The organism is Paenibacillus diazotrophicus (assembly GCF_042610465.1).
On sequence record NZ_JBGJZN010000004.1, the window covers coordinates 176,814 to 203,668 of the forward strand.

Consider the following 26,855-nt stretch of genomic DNA (forward strand, 5'->3'; position numbering starts at 1 on the left):
CAGAATCCCCTGCCGCTGGAAGTGCTACACCGTGGTCAGAAGCAGAAGCCGGCGGCTGGATGATGCAGTGTACGCTCTGGATTTTATTTTCAAATATAAAGGCAAGGTCTACGAATCGGCACTCACCCTGCTGGTGTTCCGGATGACTCTGAAGCAGTGGCGGGCCAAGGGCTACGATGAATCTCCGTTAGTCAGACTGGCTGTGCACAAAGGGCTAATCTATGCCTATGTGGTTCCCGAAGAGCTTCCGGACGCGTTCCTGAATCCCAAAGGCGATGACTATGATTACGTCAGATTCGGCAGACCCATCCGCATCCTGTCCCGCATGGTGAATGATGATGTCCCCAGAATCGTCCTTACGTTCAAGCTCCGCTGATCCTGTCCCCCAGCCCGGGGGCTTCATTGCAATTGTCCAAGAACCGCATTCACCTTACGCTCGTAAGACCGCGGGTTGTCCTCTTTGATCTCCTCCAGCAGGAACGCCAGCGATTTCTTGATCCTTGAGTTCATTCCGGCAGCAATATCGGTGTATTCCCTGCGGGTCATGTCGTCGTCCAGAATTCTTTGGTTCAGCGCAATGGCCCAGTTGCGCGCATTCTCCAGCATGTCCGGCAGCGACTCCAGCAACTGGGTCAGGTACATCTCCATCTGGTAGCTCTCCACGAAATGGACAAGTCCGAACATAACCTCCTCCTGCTCGGTATCATCGTCAAAGACACGGAAGATTTGATGGATCACCGCATCCTCTGTGTCTCCAGCCAGGCCTTCCAGCGCCAGATCAAATGCCTCGCATTCCAGCTCCGTCCGCAGCAGACGGTTATGATATAACTGGGCAATCCCAGGAACCATATTCAACTTGTGATTCACCCCTATGTTCATATTATTTTCACACTCCGGCAATCTAACGTACATATTAACATATTAGTATCTAACCAAGGGAGAGCAGACTCCGTTCCATCATTGCGGGTTCCGTTTTTTGACAGCTTGTACTAAAATATTACACAGAGGAGGTGGAACTATGCAGAACAAGGAAGATACGACGCTGCTTCGTGTAGAAAGTGCCAGGGAGAAGCTGTACCAGATGCATCAAAAATACGGGTTCTTAACACATCCCAAGGTGATTGAACAGTCTGTAGCTTTGGATCATCTGCTTAATCAATACAGCACCCACAAAACAGTCTGCTAATAGTTGCCTATATGAATGATGAGTAGGGAGGATAATTATGTTTATTCCAGTTCTGAATGCACTGACAACGACTCAGCATCTAATTCTTTTGATTGTGCTGATGGTGAACATTGGAGCAATATACTGCATCTATAGATATAGAGCACGCCGTCACTAGGCTCCCTTCATTCTCCTCTACCTCTCTCCAAAAAAGCTGCCGCAGCCCTCAGCTGCCCCATACTTCGCATGACTCCCCGTAACAAAGTCGGCCGTTTCGTATAGAATCGGTGCGGCGCTCTCCGTGGCAATTCGGTAGCCCCTTTCTTCAGCCCTCTGCTTGTCGATCTATACATATACGTTATCTCCCGTGCGCCCCTCAACATAACCACTCAGGAAATTTATTCATCCATAGCATTCCAGATCCGTTCTACTTGCAGAGTTAATGGAGGATTTTTAGTTAAGAGTTCTGCCGTGGTACAATATAAGGCAGACCTACAGATAGCATCCATTCATGAAGCAAGGGGGAACTCCGAATGAAATCCAGAAATTTAGCTACTATTTCGCTGGCTGTTATGGCCTGCGGTTTTTTGATTACACTCTTTTTACCGGAAAATTTGGCCGTTGTCCTGCTGAGAGGCGGCTTTGAGGCCGGCCTGGTCGGGGGGATTGCGGACTGGTTCGCCGTCACCGCGCTGTTCCGCCACCCGCTGGGTCTGCCGATCCCTCATACCTCTCTTTTGCTGAAGAACCGGGATAAAATTATACAGTCGCTGATCTCTGCGATGGAGAATGAGCTGCTGAACAAGGCGAGTATCGAGAACAAGCTTCGCAAGATCCGCATAGTGTCGCTTGGCGGTACTCTTCTAACCCGGTTGTTTGCCCGGAAAAAAGCGAGAATTGAAATGCTGGAGCAGATCAGCAGCTTCGTGCAGAAGCTTCCGGCCGAACAGGCTGTGCCGTATATCCAGTCAGCTGCTGCTGGTTATATCCGTGAAGCCAAACTGGGGACGGCAGCGGATACTATTATCACCAAGCTCATGAATGACGGGAAGGACGTGGCTGCCCTGGATTATGCCCTCGAAGGCATTTCCGGCTGGACTGCCCGTCCCGAGACGCGGGCGATGCTGGGCAAGATCGCGAGCGAGAAATTGGCCGAGGTGAAGCTGGGCGGACTTAAGGGGATGGCTTTCCAGGCTTTCGTCGGATTTGTGGATGCTGAGATGCTGGGAGAAATGCTGCAGGGAATGGTGCAATCCGGTATCCGTGATTTCCGCGAAGAGGACAGTCCCTACCGTGAGCAGATCATCCAGGAAATCCGTGTGGCTATTTTTCAACTGGTGAATGATGAGACGCGGATCGCTGCGCTTAAGGATTGGGGTTTGAATGAACTCCAGAGTGAGACCACGGCGGCGTTCCTGCTGCAGCAACTTGAAGGATTCCGCGGTAAGGTTCTTGCCTTGCTGGAAGAAGAGAAGTCTGCAGGAGGGCGCAAGCTGTTTGGGCTATATGCCATGCTGACCCGCCGTATCCGCAAGGAGCAGGAATGGATTCAGGGCTGGGAGGAACGAATTCGTGCTTCCCTGATCCAATTCGTTGAAGCCAACCATTACCGGCTGGGGCTTCTGGTCAAAGAGAACCTGGATCAGATGGATGATGCCAGTCTGGTGAATATGCTGGAGGATAAGGTTGGCAAGGATCTGCAATGGATTCGCGTCAACGGTGCGGTATGCGGCTTTGTAGTAGGGCTGGTGCTTACCATTATCCAGATGATTTGAACCGGATAAATAGAAGAATACAAAAAGGCAGCAAGTGGTATCCCTTGGATCAGATCCGATCCCGGATACGCATTGCTGCCTTTTGCGTGTGTGCTTATCATCTTTGGCCAAGTGGCCTATAGCTGGTTTTTGCCGTTGCTGATTGTGTAGGCTTCCTGAACTGGCAGTACAAATATTTTGCCGTCACCGAAAGAGCCTTGCTCACCGCTTCTTGCCGTTCTCATAATAATACTGATAACATCTTCCTTCTCATCATCCTGAATGACGATCATCAGCAGCTTCTTGGAGATTTGATCATAATGATTGGTGCCAACCTGAATTCCCTTTTGTTTGCCCCGGCCGAGCAGATCCATCTTACTGATGGAGGGAAAGCCGGCAAGCAGCAGTTCAGCCATGACGGCGTCCGCTTTCTCGGGTCTTACTATAGCTTTGATCATTAACATAACGATGCACCCTTTCTACAGCGAATAATGTGTTGTAGGGGGTTGCCAATGTCTAGGTGCCCTTATTAGTGATCCATTCGCATAATGGCAACGTTTACAATCTGAGTATAATATTAACTGTAGGGGTATCCCTGCGAATATCATCACAAATTCCTTGTTACACATTGTCGCGTAGCTGGGGTGTCATACGATTCTTTTCTTTGTATTCCTTCTCTTCATATGGCAAAAGAACACGGTACAGCTCCTCCATTGCTGCCGCTGTATGCTGCCATCCGAAATTCTGCAGCGCGTCACTCCGCCCCTGCAGTCCCATTCTGGCGGCCAGCAGCGGCTGGCGGCCCATCAGCAGCATGTATTTGGCGAACGGTGCCGCTTCGCGGTAACGGTCCACCAAATATCCGTTATGGCCGGATACGATAATCTCGCGGATCCCGCCGTTGTTCGAGGCGATAACCGGCAGTCCTGAAGCCATAGCCTCCACGTTGACCAGTCCGAAGGATTCATGCCGCTGGGAGGGGCAGACGAAGACGTCGGCCGCCTGATACAGACCATGAATATCTTCATGGGCGATCTTGCCGGTAAAGAGGGCGCGGACTCCCAGGCGCCGGGACATGGCCTTAAGCTGCCGGATATAGCGCGGCTTGCCTTGACCGGCGATAATCAGCTGTGCCGGCAAACGCATATTGAGCAGGCGCATAGCTCTAATTAATGTTGGCACGCCCTTACGGGGAATGATCCGTCCGACGAACAGGACGGTGAAGATCGGAGCCAGGCGGTAAGCTCTGCGGGCCTGCTGCTTTTCCGGCAGCTCTGCCGGGAAGAACCGGGTCAGGTCTGCACCCAGCGGAACCACCTTGATACGTCCGCCCAAACCGTGAAACCGCCGGGCGAGCCTGTGCTGCAGCGAACGGCTGTTGACCGCGATCAGATCAGCCTTGGCCAGGCTGCGGGCAATCCGGGTTTCTGCAGGCACAAAGGTCATGGAGTGGAGAAACAGGAGCACCGGCGTGTGCGGATGATGCCGTTTGACGGCGGCCATCAGCCGGGGGCGGTTGTCGATCTGAATCAGATCGAAATGCTCTCCTTCAAGGTAGTCCAGCACCGAAGCGAGATAACGTCCAGGTGTACCTGAAGCCAGGCGAATCATGCGCACCTGCTCCAGTTCACCGGCTTCGGGGAGTCCAGGAGCCTGTCTGCTCACTATGGTCACTGTATGCCTGCTGGCCAGTTCTCTGGCGATAGCCCAGATGCAGATTTCGACAGAGCCATCTCCTGGCACCGGATACTGTTCCGGTGCAATCATACAGATATGCATAGATGTAAGCCTCCTTCATTCCCTGGCAGTGTCTCTTACCTAACATATGCCGGTATGCAGGCGGAAGACACATTCATGGGCATCCGGATAGGATCAGGATGTGATCTGCTTGGAGGCTGCGGTAATTATAGCGGCGACCTTTTGTTCCAGCTCGATAATCTTTTGCTTGCTGGCAGCGATCTGACGGTGACCGGAGAGTAATAACGTCAAGGAGGTGCCGGTCAAAGCGGGATTCTTCTTACGGATGGCCGATTTGAAGTCGCCCCAATCTGCAGTCAGGCGCGTATTCAGTGAAGCGGCAACACTTTTCTGGGTCTTGATCGATGTCTGTGGACTTTCGATCCCGGCCAGGGTCTTGCGTACCGCCGCAATTTTTTTGCTCCGGATCTCCTTGGCGGCTTTGAGCTGTGCTTCCTGGTCACGGATATCCTGACGTGCCATCTGGACGAGGATTTTCATGGCATCAGACTGGGTACGCAGTACAGCATTTAAGGACTTGTCCTTGAGACCCTTGAGCAGGGAGATGCGGGTATTAAGCGCACTATACTGGTCAAAGAGCGGCTGATAGCGGTTCTTGGTGCTGGCGACAGCAGCAGTAAGCCGGGCCACAGTAGCCTGGTCAATATTCTTGATTTGCTCCTTCACGGCTATGAGCGACTGCGCATTGTCCTCATGAAGCTTGCGGATTTGCGCCTCTCTGCTGTCATATTGCGCCGACAATGCGGACAGTTCGCTGTATTGGCTCTTCAGCTTGGTTAGGGTTGAAGAATCGGCAACCGCAGCAGTTAAATCAAAAGCGGCCTGAATCGAAGGGGTCAGCTCTGTTCCGGAAGCTCCGGCTAGACCTGCAAGGGGCAGTGATAGAAGCAGCAGCGCCAGAAACGCCAGGACAGCATGTTTAAGAGCAGTCATTATTCTCCTCCTTGGTAGTCATCCGTCAGCCTGTACCAGACCACACAAAAAAAAGCACCCGCAGCAAAGGCTAATAAGCCTTCATTACGGGTGCTTCCGGTAACAGGTCACGAATACAATATTATCTTAAACTATAGATGAAGCTCCTAGATTCGTCAATATTTACATATTATTTTTTTCTTATTTAATGGTGCGGCGAATTTCTTTCTGTACTTCTCTTATCGTATACTTGGGTAATATACATCAGTGGGACTGCATTAGCAGCAGCTCGAGATGAGGGAGGCTTGAATGAATTGGATAACGACAACAGCGGAATTATGGATCTTGCATTCATGATGTCTCCGGTGGGGATGGGAATACTGTCTTCCGAAGAAGCCAAATGGGTAAAAGTAAATCCTGCTTTCTGCCATATTCTCGGCTGCAGTGAACAGGAGTTCCTGGACGAGGGGTTGCTGTACAATAATTCTGCTTCGCAGGAGGAAGTACGGCACCAAATGCACAACCACCTAATGGAAGAACTTGCCTCATCAGCGACCGGTTCTCTCGTCAAGGAGAAGAAATTCCAGACCCGTTCGGGACGTACGGTATTTCTTCTGCTCACTTTCGTCAAGGCTGCAGTAGGACAGGCCCAGAATGTTATTGTGTACGCCCAAGATATCACCGACCGTATAATTGCCGATCAGCTGACCGTGGACAGCCGCGATCTGTATGATTTATTTATAAAAGATGAACAAACGATGATCTCCTTCACCCAGCCCGATGGAACGCTGAGTTTCATTTCTCCGTCCTCGCTGCCGCAAATCGGCTTTACCCCGGAGGAAGTAATCGGTAAGAACCGGCTGGAGTTCTACCATCCTGATGATATTGAAGGCATGAATAACCAGTCAGAAGGCCTCCTGGACAATAAAATCAATCTCCGCCGGCTGCGCCATAAAGAGGGGCATTATCTGTGGTTCGAATCCTCTTTTCATATCATCCGGGATGAGAACGGTGAAGTGTTGCGGATCATGGGCATTGGCCGTAACGTACACAGCCGCAAGCAGAATGAAGAAGCCTTAGCCACTGCCCAGAAAGTCGCCAAAATAGGCTCCTGGATCTGGGATCTGTCCAGACAAAGGCTGACATTCTCAGAAGAGCTGCAGCGGATTCTCCACTATAGTACGGGAAAGAACGTGAATTACGAGACCTTCTTGTCCCTCGTACACCCGGAGGACATGGCTGTACTGACTACAGGAGTCGAACGGGCTGTGGAGAAGGGGGAATCCGGTGAAACCTCTTACCGTTTGATTCTTCCTGATACTGCCGTGCTAGATGTTCACATTCAGTGGGATGTCATGCGCGGTCCTGACGGCAAGCCTGTGCAGCTTATCGGCATGATGCAGGACATTACCGAACGGCGGCAGATGGAGCTTCAGTTAAGAGAAAGCGAGCGGAATTACCGGCTGATGTCAGAGAATTCTATCGATTTGATCTCGCGTCAATCCGTAGAAGGGAACGTCTTTGTCTATTGTTCTTCCGCCAGCCGGTCCCTGCTGGGCTACGAGCCTGAGGAGATGGTAGGGACCAGTGCCTTTGATTATCTGCACCCCGATGACCAGCAGCGGTTGAAGGTGACGATGTCCGATAGCGAGCATTCCGGATGCATTCCCGTAGTCACTTTCCGTTACCGCCGCAAGGATGGAAGTTATGCCTGGTTTGAGACGAATAGCCGCTACATTTATGATGATCATGGCCAGATTCTGGAGATTATTTCTGTCAGCCGTGATATCACGGAGCGCAAGCGTTTTGAATCCATGCTTCAGGAGAGCGAGCAGCGCTACAAGTCTCTTTTCGAGTATAATCCATCGGCGGTCTATTCCATGAACCTGCAAGGGGATTATCTAACAGCGAATTCCAATCTGGAGGAACTGACAGGCTACACCATGGATGAATTGATTGGAATGTATTTTGGACCTGTTGTACATGAAAAGGATATCGCGAAGACCCTGCATCACTTCACACTGGCCAGTCAAGGCGAGCCCCAGAGCTATGATCTTACATTGATCCATAAAGATGGACATCAAATCGAAATCAATACGATCAATATCCCGATTATTGTCGACAAACAGGTAGTGGGAGTGTACGGGATTTCACGTGACATAACAGAGCGCACCCGGTATACCGAGCAAATAGAGAAGCTGAGCAATGAATACACCCTGATCCTAAATGCGGTGTCCGAAGGCATATTTGGTCTGGATACCGAAGGAAGAGTCACATTTATCAATCCGGCGGGAGTAAGGATGCTCGGGTTTGAGCATGACGAGATTATGGGCCGTTCTTATCTGGACCATATCCGGCAAACGGCATCGGATGCCGTTCATTACCGGCCTGAGGATTCACCACTGCTCAGAGTTATTCGGACAGGAGAGTCCCAGCGGAGCATGGATGCGGTATTGTGGCGCAAGGACGGCTCCAGCTTTCTTGCAGAATATCGGGCAACACCGCTGTTCGACAAGGGAGAGCGCAAAGGAGCAGTTGTCGTATTCCGGGACATTACCGATGAGCAGGAGATTATCCGCGCCAAGGAGTCTGCCGAGAAGGCGGACCAGGCCAAGTCCGAGTTTCTGGCGGTGATGAGCCATGAGCTGCGGACCCCGATGAATGGAATTATGGGGATGACTGATCTGCTGGCGGAGACGGAGCTCGATGAGGAACAGCGTGGTTATGCGGAGATCATCAGCCAGAGCAGCGCTTCGCTGTTGTATCTTCTCAATGAAATTCTTGATTTCAGCAAAATCGAAGCCGGCAAAATGACGCTTAATCATGAACCGGTCAGTGTGGAATCTGTCATGGAGATGGTTACCGAACTGTTTACACCTAAAGCCGGGGAAAAGAATGTCCGGCTATCCAGCCAGATCGCCTCGGATGTTCCAGAGCTGATCATCGGAGACGCAGACCGGCTTCGCCAGGTGCTTGTTAATTTGGTCAGCAATGCAGTCAAATTCACGGAAGAAGGACAGGTCTCTATTGCTGTCAAAACGGAATATTGCCCGAATGCAAGGAAGCTGAACCTGAAGTTCAGTGTGCAGGATACCGGAATCGGTATTCCCACCGACAAGCAGCCGCTGCTGTTTCAATCGTTCTCCCAATTGCATCCGTCCATTAACCGCAAATATGGGGGAACAGGCCTGGGGCTCGCGATTTGCAAAAGCCTCGTCGAGCTTATGGGCGGAGCGATAGGAGTGGAGAGCGCAGAGAACGAAGGATCAACCTTCTACTTCACCCTTCCTGTCGTTACCGATGAGGAATGGGAAATGAATGGGGCGGAAGATAATCGGCAGTCCGTAGATTCCAAAGCGCAGAATGATGGTGTCCATACGGATTCAAGCGGCATATTGCCTGTAGATAGCCTCACTCCTGCTCTGCCTGAAGCGAAGTACGGTCCCCTGCGGATTCTGGTTGCAGAGGACCATCCGGTCAATCAAAAGCTTTTACTTACGATGCTGGAGAAACGGGGATATAGGGCAGATCTGGTGGAGAATGGACAGCAGGCGTTAGAAGCCGTTCTAGAGCGTCCGTATGACCTCTTATTTATGGATGTCCAGATGCCCGTGATGAGCGGAATTACAGCGTCGGCCAGAATCAGGGAGCAGGCTCCAGCCCGCCACCAGCCATTCATCGTTGCGGTAACCGCCTATGCCAGACCCGAGGACCGGGAGCGCTGCATGTCTGCAGGTATGGAAGACTTCGTCAGCAAGCCGTTTCTGGCCTCTGACATTGAGCGGATACTCAGGGAACGGAAGGAAAAGATATCTTTATGAGCGCGGAAAGATCTGAACATCGGCTGGAAGTGGAGCCTTATACACAGTGGGAGCCGGGCGTAGCTTCGCCCGGCTCTGCCTGCGGGCCGGCGGCCATGGCCGCTTTAATCGAATATTGGCACACCAGGAGAGGTTACGGGAATATTCCGGGTTCGGATCATTTTGAATCCAAAGCAGCACATATAAATTATATATACAGCCATCACGGGGGAACTCCGTGGGGGATGAGTGCGCGTAGTTTCTCCAAAGGCCTTCAGGCTTATATCGGTGCTGCACTCCCGCATGCAAAGAACAGGGACCAGCGGGGGTTAGTATCCGTTTTTAATGACATGCAGAGGTATCGGGCCGAGATTGATGCTGGGCGTCCGGTAGCCGTGAAGTTTGACAAGTGGTTCAGCCTTCGCTGGAGAGGAAGATATGCCTATGATTATCACTGGGTGCTGGGAACCGGTTACGACGTGACAGAGGCGGCCACGGGACCCGTATTGATTGTTCAGGATAATAGTATACGCCATATTCCTTATTATCCGAATCGGGGCATTCTTACCATGGTAGCGCTGAACATAGAATGAAGGATCACGAAACGCAGCGGGAACAGAGTTAGAGCAGGGCTCTGACCCCGCCCGTTCCGATCCATAAATCGCTCTGTACAAACGTTTGCGCAAGGTGGATAATCAGGTTATAATATCCAATTAATAAAGGGTAAAGGGGACAGAGGGATTTGTCAGTACAAAGGGAAATGGAAGAAACCATCTATTACGGGGATCCTGCAGCAACCGGGGGCATTTCTGTATTCGACCAGGATTTTGACCGGCTGTTCAGTTATGATGGGGATGATCTGGGCCTCAACTATACTGCTGCCTACTCAGCCTTTTGTCTGTGGGCTCCTACCGCACAGGAGGCGGAGGTTGTTCTCTATGACTCCTGGCAGCAGACCGCTGGCGACCGCTTGCCCATGACCCGGGAGATAAGGGGGACCTGGAGGCTGACGGTCTCCGGTGATCTGGAGGGCAAGCTGTATACTTATCGCGTGCGTATCGGTGACCAATGGAATGAAGCCGCAGACCCTTACGCCCGCGCTGTAGGTGTGAATGGGGACAGAGCGGCGATTATTGATCTGCGCAAAACGGATCCGGAGCGGTGGACCGAAGCTAAGCCGCCTTTGGCAAGTCCTGTAGATGCAGTCATCTATGAGCTTCATTTGCGGGATTTATCCATTCATCCGGCCAGCGGGATTACCCACCAAGGACAATTTCTAGGCCTGGCCGAAGGCGGAACACGGGGCCAGGGGGGAATTCTGACCGGGCTGGATCATATTGCCGATCTTGGAGTGACGCATGTTCAGCTGCTGCCGGTGTATGACTTCGCCACAGAGAGTGTGGATGAAACTAAGCTGGATCAGCCGCACTATAACTGGGGTTATGATCCGAAGAATTACAATGCCCCTGAGGGTTCTTATGCAACTGACCCCTATCTGCCTGGTGTGCGCATTACAGAGCTCAAAACCATGATCCAGGCGCTGCATGACCGTGGTCTGCGTGTAATCATGGATGTGGTCTATAACCATGTGTATGACGGATACCGTGTGAATTTCACGAAGCTGGTTCCAGGCTATTATCTGCGCTATAAGCGGGACGGCAGCTTGTCAGGCGGTTCGGGGTGCGGCAATGATGTGGCTTCCGAGCGTACAATGGTCTCCCGGTTCATTGTAGATTCGGTCCTCTACTGGGCCAAAGAATATCATATGGACGGCTTCCGGTTTGATCTCATGGGCCTGATTGATATTGACACAATGGCAGAAATCCGCCGGCGTCTGGATGAAATGGACCCTTCCATCATGACCATCGGTGAGGGCTGGATCATGGAGACCGAGCTTGCCATGGAACGCTTGGCTAACCAGAGCAACGCAGACGCACTGCCGGGAATCGGACATTTTAACGATGGTTTTCGGGATGCGGTGAAGGGCAATATTTTCAGGCATGAGGAACCGGGTTTTATCGGCGGCAGATCGGGACTGGAGCAGGCGGTGAAGACAGGCATCACCGGAGGAGTGGTGTACGGACAGACCACAGGCCAGTTCGCCGACGAACCCCGGCAGTGCGTGAACTATATGGAATGCCATGACAATCATACCTTGTGGGACAAAATCGTCCTATCCTCTGCCGGAGTGACCGACAAGCAGCGCAGGGCAATGCACCGCCTGGCTTCAGCCATGGTGCTGACGAGCCAGGGGATACCGTTCCTTCATGCCGGACAGGAATTTATGCGTACCAAAAAAGGTGTGGAGAACAGCTATAAATCACCGATAGAGATCAATTGGCTGGACTGGGAGCGTTGTGCCGCTTATGCGGACGAGGTTGCTTACATGAAAAAGCTCATAATGCTGCGCCGGACCCATCCCGCCTTCCGCATGCACAGTGCCGAGGAAATCCGCGCCAAGCTATTCTTCGAAAAAGCGCCTGCGGGTACTGTGGCATATACGCTGCGGGAGCATGCCGGAGGGGATCCGGCGAAGCACTTGTACGTAGTCTACAATGCCAATCCGGGTGGCTCTACGTTTACGTTACCACCGCTGGGAGCATGGGAGCCGCTGCTTGGCGAAGAACTGGCAGTCCTCCAGACAGACGGGCGGCTGACCGTTACAGGTCTTGGTATGGTCGTTCTGGCCGTTCAGGCATAGATGGGGTGTCGCAAGCTGTAACTGGCTTGCGGCACCCTCGTTTTTTGTGCTGGATAGAGGGGGCGTGTTATATGGAGAGTTCACCTTTTTACTTATGTAGCCTACTTCTCTCTATAATACTTACGATAGACGGCGGGCGTAATTTCTTCGAATTTTTTGAAGATTTTAATAAAATAACCCGGTTCATTGAACCCAAGCTCATCGCTGATTTGGGCAACTGGCATATCGGTTACTTCCAATAGCTGTTTAGCCCACTGGATCTTGAGCCGTGCCAGATAAGTCGTGAAGTTCTCTCCCGTCTCCTTGGTAAACAGCCTGCTGAAATAGCTGGGGCTGATATGACAAAGCTCAGCCATATGCGTTAACGTTATATTTTCACTCCTATTATGGTGAATATAGTCACAGGCCGGTTGGAGAACCGAGTTGGTACAAATCGTTGTATCATTTGAAGTGTTTTTTAGATAGGCATCAGCGATAGCATTAGTCATTTCTTTTTTTACAGATTCAATATTTTTAATGGTGTAGCCAGGCAAGATGGTGGAGATGTTTAGAGTTTCATCGTTGCCGGATGCTTTCTCGAACATTTCAACAAGCAGATTTTTATTGAGGGCCTCCTCGATAATATAGTTGCACAGCAGAAATAACATATTGGATATTTTTACGACTTCTTCATAAGTCATGGTTGGAATATTATCATAGTGTTCTTTTAAGGGGTTCCCTGTGAGCAGGTGCAAGGATTTATTCTTGGAGGTTACAATTTGCTCCAGATCAATGCCATTCTCAGGATCTGAGAGCTTCACTTGTCCTGCCATGACAGCGCCGAGGTATTTATCATCAACGGTGATAGGAATAGCAATGTCCACGATATTAAAATGGCACAGATACACGTAAGGAGCATTCAACCGAACCGCTTCCAGACCGCCGCGCGAATCACATTTTTGGCAATAGGGCAGCAGATCAGGGTCCTTTCGTACATTTTGGCAGAACGACTGGCAGCTGCTGTGGGTAGTGACAGGAATGCCTTTATAATCAACCGTTAGAATGGCCAGTTTGGTGACTGTAGCCAGCGAGTCTTGAAGGCGCTTCCATTTTTTCAGGTCCAAAATTTTGTTAATACGTAGTGATTCATGTATCAAAAGAACTACACCTCCTGAGCAACTTGTAACAATAGGATACCATTCTTTACATCTAGTGCAAATAATTACGATTGAGAATTATAATTATTAGTTAGGATATTCCACTATCAAGAATAACAACCTGCTATATACTTTAGTTAAAGTTTTGGTAGCGTTTACATTTCGGGGTTTGGGTTGTATGTTTTTTAGCTTAAATACAAAGGAGCTACAATGATGAGAAAAATGGTTTCGATCGTCAAAAAACCGAATGGGTTACTGGCCTTATCTTTAGTACTGATCCTCCTTGGAAGCTTCCTTGCCAGCCTGTTCAATACTTCGTTTTATTCCGTGAAGGTCAAAGAAATTAACTTCAAAGCAGACCACGGAACGCTCTCAGGGTTGCTCTACATGCCTAAAGGAGCAGGAGCTGATGATCCCAGACCCGTTATTATTACGACACATGGTTACCTGAACACCAAAGAAATGCAAGATGCGCCTGCGATCGAAATGTCCAGAAGAGGATATATCGTCCTAGCCTTGGATATGTATGATCACGGTGACTCCCGGTGGGAGAGTGACATCCCTGTAAAGGATCTGTTCAGCACTTTCTGGATTTATTCACAATTTGATGCATCAAAGTATATTTTCGCCCAGGATTATACCAAAAAAGACGATAAAGGCAACGCCTATGTCGCTGTCAGCGGCCACTCTATGGGTGGATTCTCCTCCTTACTGGCTATGTATATGGATGAGCTAAACGCTTTGCAGACGGGTCAGCGGATGATCTATGCAGGGATTACTGCCGGTGCGGACTTCTCTTACTCTTCGGCGGTTGCTCCCCAAGACCAGATGCAAGCAGCATTTGGAAACCGTACGGTTGGGATGATTGCAGGCAAGTACGATGAATTCTTCTTCAATAAGTCTGACCCGGAAAAAAGTGCAGCAGAGCTGAAAGTAAAAGGTACCGTAACAGACAAGGATTTCGCAGCAACAGTCTCTGGTAAAGCCTTCCTTGGGCTTTCTGCAGATATTCAGACCGGGGAGGCCGGTAAGTTCTATACGGTAGAGTCCGGTGATCTGAAGCTCGAGGATAAGGTAGTACGTCCTTCGCAGACGGGTGAGCATATCCTGTTTACACCAAATGAGATTCATCCATGGAACCATTTTTCTACAGCTGCAACTGCAAATATAATTGATTTTTATGCCCATGCTTTTAAAGGTGTGACCTCACCCGCCCAGACGAATGCTGATCTTGGTTCGGGACATCAGATTTGGTGGATGAAAGAAGCGGGCAACTTCATTGCCTTAATCGGCTTCTTCCTCTTGATGATTCCGCTTATAAGCCTGCTGCTCAAGGCTCCGTTCCTGAAGCGTTCGGTCACACCATCCATAGCAACTGTCAGCGCACCTTCAACTGGTATTCAAAAGACCGTATATTGGGCTGCAATCGTGTTCAGTACATTGATCCCGGCTATTTTGTTCCCGACACTAATGGATAAAGAAGCAGACGGGATGAATACCTTGAGTGTGATTTCCGTGATCCTGGCAGTAGTCTGCTTGGTGGCAGCCGGTGCAGGTTTCATTCTGGCAAATAATCAAAAGGCTAACCCGGATGCCGCTGCAAAAATGAAGAATTTGAGTACGGGTAGTGCTGTGCTGGCGGTAGTATCATTGGTAATGTGGATCATCTTTAAAAATGCGAATCATATCCTTACAACCGGCTCTTATTTTAATGAACCTACAACGAACCAGATTGCCTATTGGGCGGTTGCTTCCGGGCTTATTATGGCCTTCATAACATTTGCCTTCTACTTCTTCTCCAAGAAGCAGGCCGGTACGAAATTCAGCGGCTATGGCATTCATCTGAACATCATCACTATTGTCGCTAGCCTTTGTACCGCAATTATTGCAGTCGCTGCAGGATACTTGCTTTTATTCGCAGTACAGGCGGTAGCGGGCACGGACTTCCGGATTTGGACCTTTGCAGTGCGTACCTTTGAGAGCGAACATTTGATTACTGCACTGCGCTATATGCCATTTTTCCTGATCTACTACTTTGTCAGTGTTGTAGCTCTGAATGCGAATACCCGGGGCCAAAAAGGAGGATACGCACTGTCCGTTATCCTGAATGTAGGCGGACTTATTCTTTGGATGGCAGCTCACTATGGCAAAGATTTCATTACTGGAGTAGCTTTATACCCAGGGCAATCCTTGAACGGCATTCTATTGTTCGCTATGGTGCCTATTCTTTTAGTAGCAGCTTTATATGCCCGTAAAATTTTTGAAAAAACGAACAATGTATGGCTCGCCTCCTTCCTGAACACCATTTTGTTTACCATTATTGCTGTGGCGAATACTGCGATGTTCTGGAATCTGGTTTGATCTTGACCTGATAGAAATAAGGGCTACAAATAAAGGCTTTCCCATGGCTTCATTGCCCTGGGAGGAGCCTTTTTTCTTGTAACTGGACAACACCCGAAATTTTATTTAAAAACTGTGACATTATTCATTTAAGCTATGTAGGATCAATGATATTATAGAGTCATTTCAGGCGGGAAACCGCCTTGACACAGCGTCTTACTTTGCTGCTTTACAGTGACAAATAATCAGTCGGTGACAGAGAGTAACTGTCTTTTTGGAGCCGAATGGGGCAACAATGCCGCCTATGGTTATTCGGCGGCCAATTAGAGAGACTCGGAGGATGACAGGTATGGGTAAAGCAACAGGATTTCTTGAATATCAGCGGCAGACTCCTGCGGAGTGCGAGCCTTTGGAACGAATTAAGAACTGGAATGAATTTTCGCAGAAGATGGACGAGGAGAAGCTGAAGGAGCAGGGTGCTCGCTGCATGGATTGCGGTACACCGTTCTGCCATGTGGGGCGGCTGCTCTCCGGGATGGCTTCCGGGTGTCCGCTGCATAATCTTATTCCGGAATGGAATGATATGGTATACCGCGGCAACTGGGAGGTTGCCCTGAAGCGGCTTCACAAGACCAATAACTTTCCGGAGTTTACCGGACGCGTCTGTCCTGCACCTTGTGAAGGTGCTTGTACTGTGGGAATGAATGGCAATCCGGTCACGATCAAGTCGATTGAGAAAGCCATCGTGGACAGAGGTTTCGCCGAGGGCTGGATCGTTCCACAGCTGCCGCTTAGCCGTACCGGCAAAAAAGTCGCTGTAGTCGGCTCCGGTCCTGCAGGTCTTGCCTGTGCCGCGCAGCTTAACAAAGCCGGACATAGTGTAACAGTATACGAACGTGCGGACCGTATCGGCGGTCTGTTGACCTACGGAATCCCGAATATGAAGCTGGACAAACAAACCGTGCAGCGCCGCGTAGATCTGCTGGCAGCAGAAGGCATTACCTTCGTTACCCGGACCGAGATCGGCAGGGATATTGAAGCATCGCAGCTGAAAGCAGAGAATGATGCAGTGGTGCTGTGCGGCGGCTCTACGCAGGCGCGTGATCTGGCGCTGGAGGGGCGTGAGCTGCACGGCATCCATCAGGCGATGGAATTCCTGACGCTGAACACGAAGAGCCTGCTCGACTCCGGCCTCGCAGACGGCGAATACATCTCTGCAGCCGGCAAAGATGTGGTCGTGATTGGCGGCGGGGATACAGGTACCGACTGCGTCGCTACCTCCATCCGTCACGGCTGCCGCAGTGTGGTCCAACTGGAGATCATGCCGCAGTCACCGCTTACCCGCCAGGCAAGCAACCCTTGGCCGGAGTGGCCCAAGGTGATGAAGGTGGATTACGGCCAGCAGGAAGCAGCGGCCTTGTATAAGGAGGATCCGCGCCGTTATCTTGTGAATACGAAGCGATTTGTCGGTGACGACGGCGGACATGTGCAGGAGCTTCATACCGTACGCATCGAATGGACCCGGAATGAACAGGGCCGGATGGTTCCGGTAGAGGTTCCAGGCAGTGAAGAAGTCATCCAGGCACAGCTTGTACTTCTTGCCTTAGGGTTCACCGGACCGGAAGAGACCGTGCTGGGGCAGCTTGGAGTTGAACGTGATGAGCGCTCCAATGCCAAAGCAGAGTTCGGAACACAGGCTACCAATGTGGAAGGCGTATTTGCTGCTGGAGATATACGGCGCGGACAGAGCCTTGTGGTATGGGCCATTAATGAAGGACGGCAGGCTGCCCGGGAAGTGGACCGGTTCCTGATGGGTTCCTCGAATCTGCCTTAAGCCATTGATACATTAGAACGTAAAGTGCAGGGCGCCCCGCGGGGCGCCTCCTTTGCGTTAGAGACCCAAGGAGAGTTAAGATAAATAGATACATAGGACAATCTATATAAGATGAACGAAAGACCTACCAAAGGTCAGAAGTGACGTAGGTGAAGTTTGGATACTTACGGAGTGGTAGCGACCGCCTAAGAGCTTTCCGCAGGAAAGCTGGCATCGTAAGCGTGGACTATGTTTGGATTTCACCCGTGAACAACGGTTTAAATCAGGAAGTCCAAACATTCACCGCAGTCACGACCAAGGCCAATTGGGTAATCAAAAGTTCAACTTATAGACCATTAAGGAAAAGGGGAATATATCATGAAATTGATGTTCATTTCGGATATTCATGGATCACTGCATTGGCTGGAGCAGGCACTGTTGAAGGTGGAAGAAGAGCAGCCGCATACGCTTGTTGTACTGGGGGATTTCCTGTATCACGGCCCGCGGAATCCGCTGCCGGATGGTTATGATCCCCAGGGAGTCGCCGACAGGCTGAATGCCTACGGCAAATCACTGGTGGCCGTACGCGGCAACTGTGACGCCGAGGTCGACCAGATGCTGCTGCATTTCCCAATGATGGGCGACTATGTACTGATCCTCCATGAAGGCCGGAAAATCTATGCCACGCATGGACACGGCTTCAGCATCGACCATCTGCCACAGCTGGCACCGGGCGATGTTTTTATTCAGGGGCATACCCACCTGCCCGTAGCGGAGGTCAAAGAGGGGATCACGGTGCTGAATCCCGGATCTATCTCGCTGCCCAAAGAGAACCATCCCAATTCCTATGGAATTCTGGAGAATGGAGCTTTCATCATTAAGGACTTTGCAGGAAATATAGTGAAACAGATCAAGCTCTAAAATACGGCAAGACCCTGATCCCCCTGGATTTTCCCAGGGGGATTTGTTTGTGCGGGAATTGAGCGCAACCCCATATTAATGTATGATGGGTAAGGAGCTTTGCCGGGACACCCGAGCGCTCCAAATATGAATAGCAGAGGTAATTATAAGAATGTATCCCAAAGACCTACACTATATCATGCCACCCGAATGGGACGAGCATGAACGTACCTTTATTTCCTGGCCGGTCCAGGCCTCCATGGTGTTTCCGGACAATTATGAAGCTGTAAGCGGCGGCTATGCCGAGATTATCCGTGCCATTGCCGAGTTCGAGCCGGTGACCGTAGTGGTGAACCCGGAAGAGCTGGAACAGGTGGGCAAGCTGGCTCTGGGAGACAATGTTACGCTGCTGCCGATCCGGCATAATGACGCCTGGCTGCGTGACAACGGCCCAACCTTTGTAAAGGGTGCGGATGGAGCACTTGCAGGTGTGAACTGGAAATTTAATGCCTGGGGCGGCAAATATTCACCCTGGGACCTGGATGACGAGGTGGCTCCGCAGATTCTGAAGCAGGTGCAGGTTACCCGTTACGATGCCCCGCTGGTTATGGAGGGCGGGTCTATTCATACCGATGGGGAGGGAACACTCCTTACCACAGAGGAATGCCTGCTGAACAAGAACCGTAATCCGGAGCTGGGCCGGGAAGAGATTGAAGAATATGTGCGTAAATATACAGGTACAGAGTCCATTATCTGGCTGACACGCGGTCTGAGTGGGGATGAAACCGACGGGCATGTCGACAATATTGCCTGCTTCGCCGCACCTGGCAAGGTGATCATCCAGGTCTGCGATGACCCGCAGGATGAGAATTACGGCATCACCCAGGAGAATCTGCGCATTCTTGAAAATGCCGTGGATGCCAAAGGACGGAAACTGGAGATCATCACGATCCAGCAGCCGCCCCGTACGGATTTTGAGGGCAGCCGTCTGACGCTCAGCTATTTGAATTTTTATTTTGTGAACGGCGGGATTATTCTGCCAGTGTTTGGAGGAACGGCTGCGAATACGGATAAGCTTGCCGAACAGAAGCTTGCCGAGCTGTTCCCGGACCGGAGAATCCGCACAGTGAACGGAATGGCCGTGATTGGTGAAGGCGGCAATATACACTGCACCACACAGCAGATGCCTGCCCGGAAGTCATAGAATTCGTAAGGAGGACAGAATCTTGAGAAAAGTAAAAGTAGCCGCGACACAAATGAGCTGTTCCGGTGACATTGATGAGAATATCCGCAAAGCGGAAACCTTGGTTAGAGAAGCGGCAGCCCAAGGCGCGCAGATTATTCTGCTCCAGGAGCTGTTTGAAACTCCGTATTTCTGCCAGAAGGAGAAATCGGATTATTATGCCTATGCAACTGAGCTTGAGCAGAACAAAGCAGTGAACCATTTCAAAGCTATAGCGAAAGAGCTGCAGGTAGTGCTGCCGATCAGCTTTTATGAGAAGAAGAACTACGCCCGTTACAACTCCCTGGCTGTGATTGATGCCGATGGTACGGTGCTGGGCAAGTACCGCAAGAGCCACATTCCGGATGGTCCCGGTTATGAAGAGAAGTTCTACTTCAATCCCGGAGATACCGGTTTTAAAGTATGGAATACCCGTTATGCCAAGATTGGCGTCGGCGTCTGCTGGGATCAATGGTACCCCGAAGCTGCGCGGGTGATGAGCCTGATGGGGGCGGAGATTTTATTCTACCCTACAGCCATCGGTTCAGAGCCGCAGGACGGATCGATAGATTCCAAGGATCACTGGCAGACCTGCATGCTGGGTCACGCGGCAGCGAATCTGATTCCTGTCGTGGCCTCGAACCGGATCGGAGAAGAAACAGATGAGGAGTCCAGCATTAACTTCTACGGTTCATCATTTATCGCCGGCCCTCAGGGTAACAAGATTGTCGAGGCCGGAAGGGATGAGCAGACTGTCCTGGTTAGTGAATTCGATCTCGATGCCTTAGAGGTTGGCCGGATTGAATGGGGGATCTTCCGCGACCGCCGTCCGGAGCTCTACCGGTTAATCGCCTCGTATGACGGGGATTTGACGTTCTAACCTGACCACGTTAATGAAAGATAACAACGAGAGAAATAGTGAATAGATAAGGCACTGCCGGGGATTTACATCTCCTGGCGGTGCTTTTTTTAATATACGCTGGAAAATATAGGTTTCACGCTATAAATCATCCTTCTATTTCTCGCTGAAACGAGTACCTTCCAGCGGATGTGTAAATTTAATGTTAGATAATATTACATAATAAAGAAAAGTTAATTGTCATATACCTTCTGTTCTGATAAAATCTCCTTAAGTTATTTTACAAATAAGTGGGGGGATTGAAGGATGGGGAGCAAAAAGAAAATTTTTATGTTAGTTATTGTGTCATTGACGGTGCTTGCAATAGCGGGGTGCGGATCTAATAATAGTGCGGACAGCGGCAGTGCCAGCGGAGAGACAATCAAATTCGCCAGTGATGCGAGCTACGCACCGATGGAATATATGGATACAGATAAAATCAAGGGCTTTGACATTGATTTCATCCAGGCGGTTATGGAAGAAGCCGGCATCGACTATACCGTTACCAACACAGGCTGGGATACTATGCTGAGCAGTGTGAAACAAGGTACGGAATACCAAGCGGGGTTGTCCTCGGTGTCCATTACAGACGAGCGGAAAGAAACCTATGATTATTCCATTCCTTATTTTGAATCCACCAACATGATTATGGTTAAGGAAGGCAGCGATATCAAGAATGCGCTTGACCTGAAGGATAAGAAGGTGGCGGTGCAGGCGGCAACTACGGCGGATGATCTGATGAGTGGAATTATGGGTGTCGATAACGCCAATCTGAAGCGATACGACAGCAATGCGGTTGCCCTGATGGAACTGAACGGCGGCGGAGCGGACGCGGTGGTGGCTGATATCGCCATCGTCAACGAATATATCAAGAACAACCCCAAGGAGAAATTGACAGGTATTATCGATAAAGAAAATTTCGGCTCCGAATATTATGGCATTCTTTATCCTAAAGGCAGTGAATGGAAAGCCAAGCTTGACCCGGCGATCAAGAAAATTATTGAGAACGGCAAGTACGCCGAAATCTACAAAACCTGGTTCGGTGAAGAGCCGGATACCCAGACCCTCCTGAACGCAGAGTAAGCGGACGAACAACCAAGCATGCGTAATGATTGCTATTGCGCATGCTTCTTTTTTTGAACGGGAGAACAAGATCTAAGCTGAAGAGAAGGGAAGAGTCCTATGGATTTCAGAGTCGACATCATTGTTCATTATATACCGGTATTGCTAAAGGGTACGGCTTTTACGATTGGCGTATCTATCGTCTCGATTATATTTGGTTCTATATTGGGACTGATCGTTGGATTTGGCAAAATGGCGCCCAAAGCGTATTTCCGCTGGCCGTTTCATTGCTACATCAACTTTTTCCGCGGGACTCCGCTGTATGTGCAGATTTTGATTGTCCACTTTGGGGTGATTCCGGCGTTTTACGGCAGCACCAATGTGCTAATGACTTCTTTTGTGGCACTCTCCCTGAACTCTGCCGCTTATTCCGCCGAGATCTTCCGTGCAGGCATCCAGTCGATTGATCCGGGGCAGCGGGAAGCGGCAGTTTCGCTCGGAATGACCAAATTTCAGGCGATGCGTTTTGTCATTCTGCCTCAGGCCATCAAACGGATGGTTCCTGCATTCGGGAATGAATTCATAGTTCTGGTCAAGGACTCCTCTCTACTCGCACTGATTGCCGCACCGGAGATTATGTATTGGAGCAACACGATGAAAGGCCAGTATTTGCGGATATGGGAGCCGTATTTGACCGCCGCATTGATCTATTTCATCCTTACGTATTCCCTCAGCAAGCTTCTCAATTATATCGAACGGAAGGTGTAATCCCATATGGAGCCTATGATCTCAGTTAGACATTTGCACAAATCATTCGGGGCGCACAAGGTGCTCACTGACATCAATGTCGATATTCACATCCGGGAGGTAGTGGTGGTGATCGGGCCTTCGGGCTCGGGCAAATCGACCTTTCTGCGTTGCCTGAATCTGCTGGAGCAGCCGCAAGAGGGTGACATTATTATAGAAGGTACGTCCTTAATGGCCACAACCACCAGGATTAACGATATCCGCACAGAGCTTGGCATGGTCTTTCAACAGTTCAATCTGTTCCCCCACAAAAAAGTAATCGAGAATATCATGCTCGCCCCTATTCAAGTCCGCAAATGGCCTGTTGAGCAAGCCCGCCGGAAGGCGCTGGAGCTGCTGGATAAGGTCGGTTTAAGGGAAAAGGCGGAGGTCTACCCGGCCTCCCTTTCCGGGGGGCAGGCCCAGCGGGTTGCGATTGCCCGGGCCCTGGCTATGGAACCCAAAATCATGCTGTTTGATGAGCCTACTTCTGCGCTTGACCCGGAAATGGTCGGTGAGGTCCTGGCCGTAATGAAGGATTTGGCGCGTGAAGGGATGACTATGGTGGTGGTAACCCATGAGATGGGTTTTGCCCGTGAGGTGGGGGACCGGGTACTGTTTATGGAGCAGGGTGTGGTAGTCGAGGAGGGGGTTCCTGAGCAGCTGTTCGGCAATCCAAAGCATGAGCGTACACAAGCCTTCTTGTCCAAGGTCCTGTGAAAATCTGGCAAACTAGAATCTTCCCGTTTAATCGGTTATATTAGAAGTGTAAGTACTTGGATATGGAACATTAAGTAAATGTCTGTCGAAACGGCGGAGAGGAGGCTCTGGAATATCTTTTGTTTATCATCACTTAATGATAGAAGGAGAATACGATGAGCACATTTAAAAACTGGTTGAACACCACAAAAACCGGACTGACTGAACAGGTGAAAAAGTTTAAAAATAAAGATTTCATGAACGCGGTTGTCGCAGGCTGCGCCCTGGTAGCTGCTGCCGACGGCAAAATTGAGGAAGCCGAAAAGAATAAAATGGCCGGATATATGAATCTCAGTAATGAACTGAAGGTATTTGACATGAGAGATGTCATTAACCAGTTCAACTTCTATGTCAGCAATTTCGAGTTTTCTCCGGAGATCGGTAAGCAGGAAGCGCTGAAGTCCATCGCCAAATTCAGCAACAAACCTGAAATTGGACGCGTAATTGTAGGCGTATGCTCTGCTATCGGGGCGGCTGACGGTGATTTCGACGAGCAGGAAAAAGCGGTTGTGCGGAACATTTGCAGCGTACTGGGACTTAGTCCAAGCGAATTCAGTCTGTAAGCACATTTGAAGTTCGTCCGAAACGGATGAAACGTATTTGCTTTTGAGTCGTATCACTGGTATAACACCCACAAGTGAGACTTACAGCTGTGATTCTTTCCGAAACGGAGGTACGTTAATTTGGCTGGTATTAATCTAGTAAAAGGTCAGAAGATTGATTTAACAAAAGGAAATGCCGGACTGTCCGGTGTGATCGTTGGACTGGGCTGGGACCCGGCTGAGCCGGCACGCGGTTTCTTCGGCGTCAAAAAGCAGGCGAATGTGGACTGTGATGCCTCAGCACTACTCCTGAACGAGAATGGTAAGCTGACTAACAAGCTGAATCTGGTCTGCTTCCACAACAAGCAGAATCCGAACAGCTCCGTTGTTCACTCCGGGGATAACCTGACAGGTGAGGGTGACGGAGACGACGAGCAGATCAACGTGAACCTGAAGGCAATTCCTGCCGATGTGCACAAGGTTCTGGTCGTAGTCAACATCTATGATGCTGTGAACCGCAAGCAGGACTTTGGTATGATTAAATCGGCGTATATCCGGGTTATTAATGCCACAGGCAATGCCGAACTGATCAAGTTCAACTTGACTGACAATTACACAGGTTTTACAGCACTGATCTGCGGAGAACTCTACCGGTATGGCGAAGAGTGGAAATTCGCAGCTATCGGCGAGGGAGCACACGCAGCACATATCAACCAATTGGCTGAACGTTACATCTAATTCCAATATAAGAAAAGAGGTTTCTATTCATGGCGATTAATTTATCCAAAGGTCAAAAGATCGATCTGACCAAAACAAACCCGGGTTTGTCCAAAATCACAGTCGGCCTCGGCTGGGATACCAATAAATACGACGGCGGTAAAGATTTCGACTTGGACGTTTCCGTCTTTTTGACAAATGCCAATGGTAAAGTAGATAAAGAGACTAACTTCATCTTCTTCAACAACAAGCAGAACGAGAATGCTTCCGTTGTACACACCGGCGATAACCGCACAGGTGAAGGTGACGGAGACGATGAGCAAATTCAAGTGGACCTGATGAACATTCCGGCAGATGTAGATAAAGTGGCATTTACCATTACTATCTATGAAGCGGAAGCCAGAAGCCAGAATTTCGGACAAGTATCCCGGTCCTATGTGCGTATCGTAAATGATGCCAACAGCGAAGAATTGATCCGCTTTGACCTGGGAGAAGATTTCTCTGTTGAAACAGGTGTAGTGGTAGGCGAATTGTACCGCAACGGTGCAGAGTGGAAATTCAATGCGATCGGTAGCGGCTACAAGGATGGTCTTGCCGGCTTGACCCGGGATTACGGACTGCAATAAAATACTGCATCCACTGATGAGACTACTTACGAAAGAAGGTTATTGCCAGTGACGATCAGTCTTTCCAAAGGACAACGGATAGATCTTACCAAGACGAATCCGGGTCTGACGAAGGTAGTTGTGGGACTCGGCTGGGATACGAACAAGTATAGCGGCGGCAAGGATTTTGACCTGGATGCTTCAGCCTTTTTGCTCCATGAGGACGGCAAAGCCAAAGGAGAGGATGATTTTGTTTTTTATAACAATCCATCCGGCGGCACCGGCTCAGTAACCCATACGGGAGATAACCGTACAGGGGAAGGCGATGGGGATGACGAGCAGATCCTGGTTGATTTCAGCAAGGTTCCTGCCAACATTGAACGTATCGGGATTACGGTAACCATTTATGATTATGAAGCAAGGGTCCAGAACTTTGGACAAGTATCCAACGCATTTGTGCGTGTCGTGGATGCCTCCAGTGACCGTGAGATTCTTCGGTTTGATCTGGGCGAGGATTTCTCAACAGAAACTGCCGTTGTGTTCTGCGAATTCTACCGCCATGGCGCGGATTGGAAGTTCCAGGCGGTGGGAAGCGGTTTTGCCGGCGGCCTTAGTGCCTTGTGCAGGAACTACGGACTGGACGCGCAATAGAAGCTTCAAAGGCGGGATCATTAACGATCCTGCCCTTTTTATACTCTTCTCCATTCATAAAGGTGGCGTAAGAATGAGTACTCAAGTGGTGAAAGGGCAGAAAGCAGATCTGACCAAAGGCAACCCGGGACTGGATCAAATGGTAGTAGAGATTGTATGGCAAGCCCCTTCTTCAATGGAAATTGACGCTTCCGCATTCCTCTTGGATGCTCAGGGCAAGGTGCGCGGGGACGATGATCTTATCTTCTACAATAATCCGTCTACCTCTTATATCCGCTATAAGGACGTGCCCGGTCAGGCTGCAGGAGGCTGCAAGCAGTTCGAGGTTGAGCTTGGCAAGATTCCACAAGGCATCATGAAAATTGCATTTACGCTTACACTCTATGACGGCGAGAACCGCAAGCAGATGTTCGGGCAAATGAGTGAAGCGCATTGCCGGATTCTGAACCGGACGACAGGTGCGGAAATCCTGCGATGTAATCTTGGAAATCATTTCTCCGTAGAAACGGCTGTTGTGGTAGGAGAATTATATAGATACGGCGGTGAATGGAAATTCAGCGCTGTTGTGGCGGGCTTTGACGGGGGATTGCCGGCGCTTTGCAGCAACTATGGTATTGAGGTATCTGAGGAACCGCCGCCGGCTTCCTCCACACCAGTCGCGGAAAAGGTGCCCGTGCCGCCAGTGCCGGAGATCCCGGTTCCCCAGCCGCCTGTCGCATCTCCGCCGCTGAATCTCAATCTGAAGAAGATTGAGCTGAAGAAAAAGGGCGATTCCATCAACTTGAAGAAATCAGCCTCTGGTCTTGGAGAGATTCGGGTCAATCTCAACTGGAATCAGAAACAGGGTGGCGGGCTGTTCAGCCGTAAGGGCGGTGTGGATCTGGATCTAGCTTGTCTTTATGAACTGAAGGATGGCCGGAAGGGTGTTGTTCAAGCGCTTGGCAATGCTTTTGGACATCTTCAGCAGCCTCCCTTTATCATGCTGGATGGGGATGACCGGACAGGTTCTGTAACCTCAGGAGAGAACTTGCGTATAAACGGAGGTAAGGTTGCGGAGATCAAGCGGGTCTTGATATTTGCTTTTATCTACAAAGGGGTTACCCATTGGTCTGAGGCAGATGGTGTGGTTACCATCACCCAGGTTGGAGGTCCGGACATTGTCGTGAATTTGGACGAGCATAACAACCACAAGGGAATGTGCGCCATAGCCATGATTCAGAATGTGGGAAATGAAACGTTCAGTATTGAAAGACTCGTACAATACTTCAGCGGACATCGTGAGATGGACCAGGCGTATGGATGGGGGCTGCAGTGGGTAGCGGGCAGCAAATAAA

The 26,855-nt window shown here is 50.2% G+C and carries 24 protein-coding genes; 19 read left to right on the forward strand and 5 right to left on the reverse strand.

Annotated elements, in window-relative coordinates; translation table 11 throughout:
* The first annotated feature begins 31 nt into the window (after nucleotides 1-31).
* Nucleotides 32-376, forward strand: a complete 345-nt coding sequence (locus tag ACAN54_RS17660; protein WP_379157972.1) for a hypothetical protein — start codon at nucleotides 32-34, stop codon at nucleotides 374-376.
* Nucleotides 377-399: 23 nt separating this feature from the next.
* On the opposite strand, the gene ACAN54_RS17665 is transcribed toward ACAN54_RS17660, so the two are convergent.
* A complete protein-coding gene (locus ACAN54_RS17665) occupies nucleotides 400-849 on the reverse strand; it encodes an Imm30 family immunity protein (RefSeq protein ID WP_379158737.1) in 450 nt (149 codons plus the stop codon).
* A 169-nt stretch (nucleotides 850-1,018) separates the two neighbouring features.
* Between ACAN54_RS17665 and ACAN54_RS17670 the strand changes: the two genes are divergently transcribed.
* Nucleotides 1,019-1,186 carry an aspartyl-phosphate phosphatase Spo0E family protein gene (locus ACAN54_RS17670; RefSeq protein WP_379157975.1) on the forward strand — a complete coding sequence of 56 codons (168 nt, stop codon included), beginning with the start codon at nucleotides 1,019-1,021 and terminating at the stop codon, nucleotides 1,184-1,186.
* Nucleotides 1,187-1,698: 512 nt separating this feature from the next.
* A complete protein-coding gene (locus ACAN54_RS17675) occupies nucleotides 1,699-2,940 on the forward strand; it encodes a DUF445 domain-containing protein (protein ID WP_379157978.1) in 1,242 nt (413 codons plus the stop codon).
* 116 nt (nucleotides 2,941-3,056) lie between these two features.
* On the opposite strand, the gene ACAN54_RS17680 is transcribed toward ACAN54_RS17675, so the two are convergent.
* From ACAN54_RS17680 to ACAN54_RS17690, 3 genes are all read right to left on the reverse strand, one after another.
* The gene (locus ACAN54_RS17680) at nucleotides 3,057-3,377 is read right to left on the reverse strand and encodes a P-II family nitrogen regulator (protein ID WP_379157982.1); all 321 of its coding nucleotides are present in this window, start codon (nucleotides 3,375-3,377) and stop codon (nucleotides 3,057-3,059) included.
* Between the two features lie 163 nt (nucleotides 3,378-3,540).
* Nucleotides 3,541-4,698 (reverse strand): glycosyltransferase family 4 protein, encoded by a 1,158-nt coding sequence (locus ACAN54_RS17685; RefSeq protein ID WP_379157985.1) that lies wholly within the window; start codon nucleotides 4,696-4,698, stop codon nucleotides 3,541-3,543.
* A 93-nt stretch (nucleotides 4,699-4,791) separates the two neighbouring features.
* Nucleotides 4,792-5,610, reverse strand: coding sequence for a hypothetical protein (locus ACAN54_RS17690; RefSeq protein WP_379157988.1), 819 nt, complete (start codon nucleotides 5,608-5,610; stop codon nucleotides 4,792-4,794).
* 284 nt (nucleotides 5,611-5,894) lie between these two features.
* Here ACAN54_RS17690 and ACAN54_RS17695 point away from each other — a divergent pair, with 284 nt between their 5' ends.
* The 3 genes from ACAN54_RS17695 (at nucleotide 5,895) to pulA (ending at nucleotide 12,090) form a co-directional block, all read left to right on the forward strand.
* On the forward strand, nucleotides 5,895-9,410 hold the full coding sequence (locus ACAN54_RS17695) for a PAS domain S-box protein (protein ID WP_379157991.1): 3,516 nt from the start codon (nucleotides 5,895-5,897) through the stop codon (nucleotides 9,408-9,410).
* Nucleotides 9,407-9,982, forward strand: coding sequence for a C39 family peptidase (locus ACAN54_RS17700; RefSeq protein WP_379157994.1), 576 nt, complete (start codon nucleotides 9,407-9,409; stop codon nucleotides 9,980-9,982). The genes ACAN54_RS17695 and ACAN54_RS17700 overlap by 4 nt, the downstream gene beginning before the upstream one ends.
* A 149-nt stretch (nucleotides 9,983-10,131) precedes the next feature.
* Complete coding sequence (gene pulA / locus ACAN54_RS17705) at nucleotides 10,132-12,090, forward strand: type I pullulanase (RefSeq protein ID WP_379157998.1); 1,959 nt, start codon at nucleotides 10,132-10,134, stop codon at nucleotides 12,088-12,090.
* A 101-nt stretch (nucleotides 12,091-12,191) separates the two neighbouring features.
* Here the strand turns inward: pulA and ACAN54_RS17710 are convergent, their stop codons facing one another.
* Nucleotides 12,192-13,226: a PocR ligand-binding domain-containing protein gene (locus tag ACAN54_RS17710; protein ID WP_379158001.1), complete on the reverse strand. Its 1,035-nt coding sequence runs from the start codon at nucleotides 13,224-13,226 to the stop codon at nucleotides 12,192-12,194.
* Between the two features lie 213 nt (nucleotides 13,227-13,439).
* Between ACAN54_RS17710 and ACAN54_RS17715 the strand changes: the two genes are divergently transcribed.
* The 13 genes from ACAN54_RS17715 to ACAN54_RS17775 all read left to right on the forward strand — a co-directional run bounded on the left by ACAN54_RS17715 (nucleotide 13,440) and on the right by ACAN54_RS17775 (nucleotide 26,854).
* Complete coding sequence (locus ACAN54_RS17715) at nucleotides 13,440-15,587, forward strand: alpha/beta hydrolase family protein (protein WP_379158004.1); 2,148 nt, start codon at nucleotides 13,440-13,442, stop codon at nucleotides 15,585-15,587.
* A 328-nt stretch (nucleotides 15,588-15,915) separates the two neighbouring features.
* Nucleotides 15,916-17,400 carry a glutamate synthase subunit beta gene (locus ACAN54_RS17720; protein ID WP_379158007.1) on the forward strand — a complete coding sequence of 495 codons (1,485 nt, stop codon included), beginning with the start codon at nucleotides 15,916-15,918 and terminating at the stop codon, nucleotides 17,398-17,400.
* Nucleotides 17,401-17,757: 357 nt separating this feature from the next.
* Entirely contained in the window at nucleotides 17,758-18,300 is a 543-nt protein-coding gene (yfcE, locus tag ACAN54_RS17725; protein ID WP_379158010.1) for a phosphodiesterase, read from the forward strand.
* A 151-nt stretch (nucleotides 18,301-18,451) separates the two neighbouring features.
* Nucleotides 18,452-19,483 (forward strand): agmatine deiminase family protein, encoded by a 1,032-nt coding sequence (locus tag ACAN54_RS17730; RefSeq protein ID WP_379158013.1) that lies wholly within the window; start codon nucleotides 18,452-18,454, stop codon nucleotides 19,481-19,483.
* A gap of 22 nt (nucleotides 19,484-19,505) precedes the next feature.
* Nucleotides 19,506-20,381 carry an N-carbamoylputrescine amidase gene (gene aguB / locus ACAN54_RS17735; protein WP_379158016.1) on the forward strand — a complete coding sequence of 292 codons (876 nt, stop codon included), beginning with the start codon at nucleotides 19,506-19,508 and terminating at the stop codon, nucleotides 20,379-20,381.
* A gap of 285 nt (nucleotides 20,382-20,666) precedes the next feature.
* Complete coding sequence (locus tag ACAN54_RS17740) at nucleotides 20,667-21,482, forward strand: transporter substrate-binding domain-containing protein (RefSeq protein WP_379158019.1); 816 nt, start codon at nucleotides 20,667-20,669, stop codon at nucleotides 21,480-21,482.
* 99 nt (nucleotides 21,483-21,581) lie between these two features.
* Nucleotides 21,582-22,229: an amino acid ABC transporter permease gene (locus tag ACAN54_RS17745; RefSeq protein WP_379158022.1), complete on the forward strand. Its 648-nt coding sequence runs from the start codon at nucleotides 21,582-21,584 to the stop codon at nucleotides 22,227-22,229.
* Between the two features lie 15 nt (nucleotides 22,230-22,244).
* On the forward strand, nucleotides 22,245-22,967 hold the full coding sequence (locus ACAN54_RS17750; protein ID WP_379158741.1) for an amino acid ABC transporter ATP-binding protein: 723 nt from the start codon (nucleotides 22,245-22,247) through the stop codon (nucleotides 22,965-22,967).
* Nucleotides 22,968-23,122: 155 nt separating this feature from the next.
* Complete coding sequence (locus tag ACAN54_RS17755) at nucleotides 23,123-23,569, forward strand: tellurite resistance TerB family protein (RefSeq protein WP_379158026.1); 447 nt, start codon at nucleotides 23,123-23,125, stop codon at nucleotides 23,567-23,569.
* 120 nt (nucleotides 23,570-23,689) lie between these two features.
* Nucleotides 23,690-24,286, forward strand: coding sequence for a TerD family protein (locus ACAN54_RS17760; protein ID WP_379158028.1), 597 nt, complete (start codon nucleotides 23,690-23,692; stop codon nucleotides 24,284-24,286).
* A gap of 29 nt (nucleotides 24,287-24,315) precedes the next feature.
* A complete protein-coding gene (locus ACAN54_RS17765) occupies nucleotides 24,316-24,891 on the forward strand; it encodes a TerD family protein (protein WP_379158031.1) in 576 nt (191 codons plus the stop codon).
* A gap of 48 nt (nucleotides 24,892-24,939) precedes the next feature.
* Nucleotides 24,940-25,521, forward strand: coding sequence for a TerD family protein (locus ACAN54_RS17770; RefSeq protein ID WP_074086630.1), 582 nt, complete (start codon nucleotides 24,940-24,942; stop codon nucleotides 25,519-25,521).
* 73 nt (nucleotides 25,522-25,594) lie between these two features.
* Entirely contained in the window at nucleotides 25,595-26,854 is a 1,260-nt protein-coding gene (locus tag ACAN54_RS17775; RefSeq protein ID WP_379158036.1) for a TerD family protein, read from the forward strand.
* Nucleotide 26,855 lies beyond the last annotated feature (1 nt).